We start from the raw sequence: 6,034 nt of genomic DNA, 5'->3' as shown, positions 1-6,034 counted from the left end.
GGGGGCCGACCCGCAGTCGCCGTCGGCCACGGACCGGCTGCGCCGCGCCTACCGGGCGCGCCTGCTGCGCATCGCCGCGACCGACGTCACCGCACCCGACCCGGGCGCGATCCTGCCCGACGTCGCCGCGGCGCTCGCCGACCTCGCCGCTGCGGCGCTCGAGGCCGCGCTCGCCGTCGCCCGATCCGAGGAGGACGACCACGGCGTGGGCGTGCGCCTCGCCGTCCTCGGTATGGGCAAGACCGGCGGGCGCGAGCTGAACTACATCTCCGACGTCGACGTCGTCTACGTCGCCGAGCCCGCGCTCGGCCCGGACGGCGAGCCGGTCTGCGACGAGGACGACGCGCTGCGCGCGGCCACCCGGCTCGCGACGCGGCTCGCGCAGGTCTGCTCCGGCGCGTCGGCCGAGCCCGCGCTCTGGCAGGTCGACGCCGCCCTGCGGCCGGAGGGCAAGCAGGGGCCGCTCGTGCGGACGCTGGCCAGCCACCTCGCCTACTACGAGCGCTGGGCCGTGACCTGGGAGTTCCAGGCACTGCTCAAGGCCCGGCCGGTCGCGGGCGACCGGGAGCTCGGCGAGGCGTACTGCGCCGCCGTCGGGCCGCTGGTGTGGCAGGCCGTCGAGCGGCCGAACTTCGTCGAGGACGCTCGCGCGATGCGGCGGCGCGTCGAGGACAACGTGCCCGTCGCCGAGGCCGACCGGCAGATCAAGCTCGGCAAGGGCGGCCTGCGCGACGTCGAGTTCACCGTCCAGCTCCTGCAGCTCGTGCACGGTCGCGCCGACGAGACCATCCGCTCCCGCACCACGCTCGAGGCCCTCGCCGCGCTGTCCCGCGGCGGGTACGTCGGGCGCGAGCACGCCCGTCGCATGGAGGAGTGCTACCGGTTCCTGCGGTCGCTCGAGCACCGGATCCAGCTCTTCCGCCTGCGCCGCACCCACCTCATGCCGACGGCCGAGGCCGACCTGCGCCGCCTCGCCCGCGGGCTCGGCCAGGGCGGCGCCGACGACCTCGTCAAGACCTGGCGCACCGTCCGGCGGGAGGTCCGCGACCTGCACGAGGCCGTCTACTACCGGCCGCTGCTGCCCGCCACGGCGCTGCTGTCCACCGGCGAGGCGTCGCTCGCGCCGCGCGCCGCCGTCGCGCGGTTCGCCGCGATCGGCTACCGCGACCCCGAGGGCGCCATGCGGCACGTGCAGGCCCTGACCGACGGCGTCTCGCGCCGCGCCGCCATCCAGCGTCAGCTCCTGCCCGTGCTGCTCGGCTGGTTCGCCGAGGGCGCCGACCCCGACGAGGGCCTGCTCGCGTTCCGCAAGCTCTCCGACACCCTGGGCTCGACCCACTGGTACCTGCGGCTCCTGCGCGACTCCGCCGAGGCGGCCTCGCGCCTGGCCCAGGTGCTGTCCTCGTCGCGGTACCTCGCCGACGCGATCGGCCGCTCGCCGGAGTCGGTGCGCTGGCTCGCCGAGTCCGAGTCGCTCGCGCCCCGCGGCGTGCGGCGGCTCGCTGCGGAGGCCGACGCGCTGCTCGGCCGGGCCCAGGAGGTCGAGAGCGCGACCGTCGCACTGCGCGCGCTGCGGCGCCGCGAGCTGGCCCGCACCGGCGTCGCCGAGGTGCTCGGCGAGCTGGGCCCCGTCGAGGCCGCACGCGCCGTCTCCGACGCCGCCGACGTCGTGCTCGCGGGCGGGCTGCGCATCGCCGAGCACGAGGCCCGGGGCGACCGGGGCATCGCGCGCGGGGAGGAGCCGGCGCGCCTGCTCGTCGTCGCGATGGGACGCCTCGGTGGACAGGAGATGGGGTACGGCTCCGACGCCGACGTCATGTTCGTGTACGAGGCGGTCGACGGCGCGCCCGACAAGGAGGCCAACGACTACGCCCTCGCCGTGGCCAAGAACCTGCGGCGCATCCTGACGTCCGTCGGCCCCGAGCCCGGCCTGCCCGTCGACGCCGACCTGCGGCCCGAGGGGCGCAACGGCCCGCTCGTGCGGTCCTTCGAGTCCTACGTCGAGTACTACGACCGCTGGTCCTCGCCCTGGGAGGCGCAGGCGCTGCTGCGGGCTCGCGCGCTGTCCGGCACCCTGAGCGTCGTCGCGGCGGGCGGACCGGACGAGGGAGCCGTGGAGGCGTCCCTCTCGCGCGACGCCGACGCGACCGCGGGGTCGGGGGCGGACCTCGACCTCGGCCCGGGCGCCGCGGGCGGCCGCTCGCTCGGCGCACGGTTCACCCGGCTCATCGACCCGCTGCGCTACCCCGAGGGCGGCCTCGACGCCGCCGTGCTGCGCGAGGTGCGCCGCATCAAGGCGCGCGTCGAGTCCGAGCGGCTGCCCCGCGGCGCCGACCCCGCCCGGCACCTCAAGCTCGGCCGCGGCGGCGTCGCCGACGTCGAGTGGACCGTCCAGCTGCTGCAGCTCGAGCACGCCCACGAGGTGCCGGGGCTGCGCACCACGGGCACGGTCGCGGCCCTGGCGGCCGCCCGCGACGCCGGCCTGCTCGACGTCGACGACGCCGACGTGCTGCTCGAGGCCTGGAGCCTGGCCTCCCGGCTCCGCTCCGCGATCGTGCTCTGGTCCGGGCGGACCACCGGCTCGGGCGTCGACCTGCTGCCGCACGACAGCCACGCCCTGGCCGGCATCGCGCGCCTGCTCGGCGACGTCGGCACCGGCCCGGAGATGGAGGAGCAGTACCTGCGGGTGTCCCGCCGCGCCCGGACCGTGATGGAGCGGGTGTTCTACGGGGCGGAGTAACTCACCGGGTCGTGTGGGCGCCGCCGTTCACGTGCAGCGTCTGCCCCGTGACGTGCGCCGCCCCGGGGGAGGCCAGGTAGGCGACCAGCGCGGCGACGTCCTCCGGCACGCCCGCCCTCCGGTCGTGCGTCGCCGCGACGAGGCGCTCGCGGCGCTCGTCGCTCACGCCGCCGGGGAAGAAGCCGGTCTCGTCGATGAACCCCGGCGACACGCAGTTGGCGGTGATGCCGCGTGGCCCGACCTCGGCCGACAGGCCCGCCGTCCACGCCTGCACGGCGGCCTTCGCGGCGCCGTAGGAGAAGCCGGCGTACTCCGCGGCGATGGACCCGACGGTGACGATCCGTCCGCCGCGCGGCATCGTCGGCAGGAGCGCGGTGACGGGCAGGACGGTGCCGAGCAGGTTCGCGTCGAGGTTGGCCCGCCAGCCGGCCGCGAGCGCGTCGAGGTCGCCGTCGGGCGCCTCACGGGTGAGGTCGGTGTTGCCGCCCGCGAGCGCGACGACGACGTCCGCCGGCCGGCCGAGCGCGTCCGGCAGGCCGGCGACGGCGGCCGGGTCGGCGACGTCGAGGCACAGGGGGCGTGCGCCGGTGTCGGCGGCGGCGGCCTCGAGGCGGTCCGTGGTGCGCCCGGTGACGACGACGTCGTCCCCTGCCGTGACGAAGGTGCGCGCGACGGCGCGGCCGATGCCGCCCGAACCGCCGGTGACGAGGACCAGCCGTGGCATGATAGCTCCCTAGGTTTAGGTCTAAACGTTGAGGCCTCAACATAACGGAGGACCGGATGGACGACTACCCCCTCGACGGGACGGCCGCGCTGCCGCCCGCCGACATCGCCGCCGCGTGGGAGCGTGAGCTGCCCGGTGTGCCGACGTCGTCGATCGGCGTGCTCACTCCGTTGTGGCGCGCCGCCAAGACGCTCGCGGAGGAGCGGCGCCGCACGCTCGCCCGCCTCGGGCTCGACGCCGCGACGCTCGACCTGCTGTCCACGCTGCGCCGGTCCGGCCCGCCGTACACGCTGACCACGCGGCAGCTCGCCGCGCAGACGCTCGTGACCGCGGGCGCGATCTCGCAGCGCGTGGCCCGCGCCGAACGGGACGGGCTCGTGGTGCGGCAGGCGTCGACGGCGTCGCGGCGCGCGGTCGCCGTGGTGCTGACCGACGCCGGGCACGCACGCGTCGGGACGGCGGTCCGCGCGCTGCTCGAGCACGAGGAGGCGCTGGTCGCCGCGCTCGACCCGGTCGAGCGCGAGGCGCTGGGCGCGCTGCTCGCGCGGCTGGGGACGGCGGCGGGCTGAGGCCTCGGCACGAAAAGCGTTGTCCTCGGCCGTGGACCGGGAGCAGGGTGGGCGGACCCGAGAGATTGGACGACCGATGACAGCTGTCACGCCCCGTGCCCTGACCCGCCTGACCACGGACGTGACTGCCTTTGTCGTACCTCAACCTCGGGATCGTCGCCCACGTCGACGCCGGTAAGACCAGCCTGACCGAGCGCCTGCTGCACCACGCGGGCGTGACCGACCGCCTCGGCTCCGTCGACGGCGGCGACACCCTCACCGACTCCCTCGCGCTCGAGCGCGAGCGGGGGATCACCATCCGCGCGTCCGTCGCCTCCTTCCCCGCGGGCGACGTGACGGTCACCGTGCTCGACACCCCCGGGCACCCCGACTTCATCGCCGAGGTGGACCGCAGCCTCGCCGTGCTCGACGGCGCGGTGCTCGTGCTGTCCGCCGTCGAGGGCGTGCAGGCGCAGACCCTCGCGCTCATGCGCGCGTTGCAGCGCCTGCGGCTGCCGGTGGTCGTGCTCGTCAACAAGATCGACCGGCGCGGCGCACGGCCGCAGGCGGTGGTCGACGCGGTCGCCCGCCGCCTCAGCCCGGACGTGCTGCCCGTGCAGCGCGTGCTGGACCCGGGGACGCCGTCCGCCCGGGTGGAGGCACTGCCCGACGACGGCGCGCGCACCTGGCTCGCCGGCGAGTCGCGCCGCGGGAGGGCGTACCCGGTGCTGTTCGGGTCGGCCGTGACCGGGGCAGGGATCCCGGAGCTCGTGACGGCGCTGGGGGAGTTCCTGCCGGTCGCCTCGGAGGGGCCTGACGCGCCGTCCGGCGTCGTGTTCGCGATCGACCGGGAGGACGGGCGCAAGCGGGTGTTCGTGCGGATGCGGTCGGGCACGCTGCGGGTGCGCGACCGCATCGACCTCGGGCACGGCCGCGCCGAGCGGGTCACGGGCCTGCGGGTCGCCCACCGGGGCGCCCTCGAGCCGCGCGCGACGGCGCACGCCGGGGAGATCGCCGTCGTGCAGGGTCTGGCGACGGCGCGGGTCGGCGACGTCGTCGGGCTGCGCCTGCCCGGGGACGAGCGGTCGATCCAGTTCCCGCCGCCGTCCTACGAGACGGTGGTCGACGCCGCGCCCGGCGAGCGCACCCGGCTGTACGCCGCGCTGTCCGAGCTCGCGGAGCAGGACCCGCTGATCCGCGTGCGCCGGCGCGACGAGGTGATCACGGTGTCGCTCTACGGCGAGGTGCAGCGCGAGGTGCTCGCACGACGAGGAGGACGGCGACCGCCTCAAGGCCATCGCGTTCCCGCCGCGATCCTGCTCCGGGAGCACGGCGTCGAGGCCCGGTTCGGCGAGGTCCGCACCGCGCGCACCGAGCGGCTGACCGGCGCCGGGCACGCGCTGGAGGTCATGAAGCAGGACGGCAACGAGTACCTGGCGACGATCGGCCTGCGGGTCGAGCCCGCGCCGCCGGGCTCGGGCGTGACGTTCGAGCTCGAGTGCGAGGGCGGGTCGATGCCGCCGGCGTTCTTCGACGCGACGGAGGACACCGTGCGCCGCGAGCTGGCCCGCGGCCCGCTGCGGTACCCCGTGCCCGACGCCCGCGTGGTCATGACCCACTCCGGGTACGCGCCGCGGCAGAGCCACATGCACCAGAAGTTCAACAAGGCGATGTCCAGCACGGGCGCCGACTTCCGGGGCCTCACGCCCCGCGTCCTCGCCACGGCGCTGCGCCGCGCCGGGACGGTCGTGTGCGCGCCGGTGCACCGGTTCGTCGTCGAGCTGCCGGACGATGCCGTCGGTGCGGTGGCGTCGCTGGTCGGCCGGCTGGGCGGGGTACCGTTCGGCGCGCGGCCCGCGACGTCCGGCATCGCGGTGCTGGAGGGCGAGATCCCCGCGGCGAACGTAATCGCGCTGCAGCGCGAGCTGCCCGGTCTGACCCGCGGCGAGGGCATGTGCCGCACGGAGCACGCCCGCTTCGACCCGGTGCGGGAGGCGGCGGGGGTGTGACGGGGGTGTGACG

At 76.4% G+C, this 6,034-nt stretch carries 4 protein-coding genes; 3 read left to right on the top strand and 1 reads right to left on the bottom strand.

What is annotated here, in order from left to right; all coding sequences use genetic code 11:
• The coding region (locus tag HLB15_RS21885) for a bifunctional [glutamine synthetase] adenylyltransferase/[glutamine synthetase]-adenylyl-L-tyrosine phosphorylase (protein WP_171108642.1) at positions 1–2,740 on the top strand (2,740 nt) is incomplete at its 5' end.
• 1 nt (position 2,741) lies between these two features.
• Here HLB15_RS21885 and HLB15_RS21880 read toward each other — a convergent pair.
• The gene (locus HLB15_RS21880; protein WP_171108640.1) at positions 2,742–3,464 is read right to left on the bottom strand and encodes an SDR family NAD(P)-dependent oxidoreductase; all 723 of its coding nucleotides are present in this window, start codon (positions 3,462–3,464) and stop codon (positions 2,742–2,744) included.
• Between the two features lie 56 nt (positions 3,465–3,520).
• Here HLB15_RS21880 and HLB15_RS21875 point away from each other — a divergent pair, with 56 nt between their 5' ends.
• Both HLB15_RS21875 and HLB15_RS21870 read left to right on the top strand, forming a co-directional pair.
• Positions 3,521–4,033 (top strand): MarR family winged helix-turn-helix transcriptional regulator, encoded by a 513-nt coding sequence (locus tag HLB15_RS21875; protein WP_171108638.1) that lies wholly within the window; start codon positions 3,521–3,523, stop codon positions 4,031–4,033.
• A 131-nt stretch (positions 4,034–4,164) separates the two neighbouring features.
• The gene (locus HLB15_RS21870) at positions 4,165–6,021 is read left to right on the top strand and encodes an elongation factor G (protein WP_171108636.1); all 1,857 of its coding nucleotides are present in this window, start codon (positions 4,165–4,167) and stop codon (positions 6,019–6,021) included.
• Positions 6,022–6,034: the final 13 nt, after the last annotated feature.

Source organism: Promicromonospora citrea (genome assembly GCF_013004695.1).
GTDB classification, from domain to species: domain Bacteria; phylum Actinomycetota; class Actinomycetes; order Actinomycetales; family Cellulomonadaceae; genus Promicromonospora; species Promicromonospora citrea.
Note: the sequence above shows the minus strand (reverse complement) of the source record. Positions and strands in the feature narration are given on the sequence as shown.

What these genes read in the sequence shown, in the direction of transcription:
- HLB15_RS21875 (WP_171108638.1), top strand. Translation starts at nt 3,521, where the DNA reads ATGGACGACTACCCCCTCGACGGGACGGCCGCGCTGCCGCCCGCCGAC.
- HLB15_RS21880 (WP_171108640.1), bottom strand. Translation starts at nt 3,464, where the DNA reads ATGCCACGGCTGGTCCTCGTCACCGGCGGTTCGGGCGGCATCGGCCGC.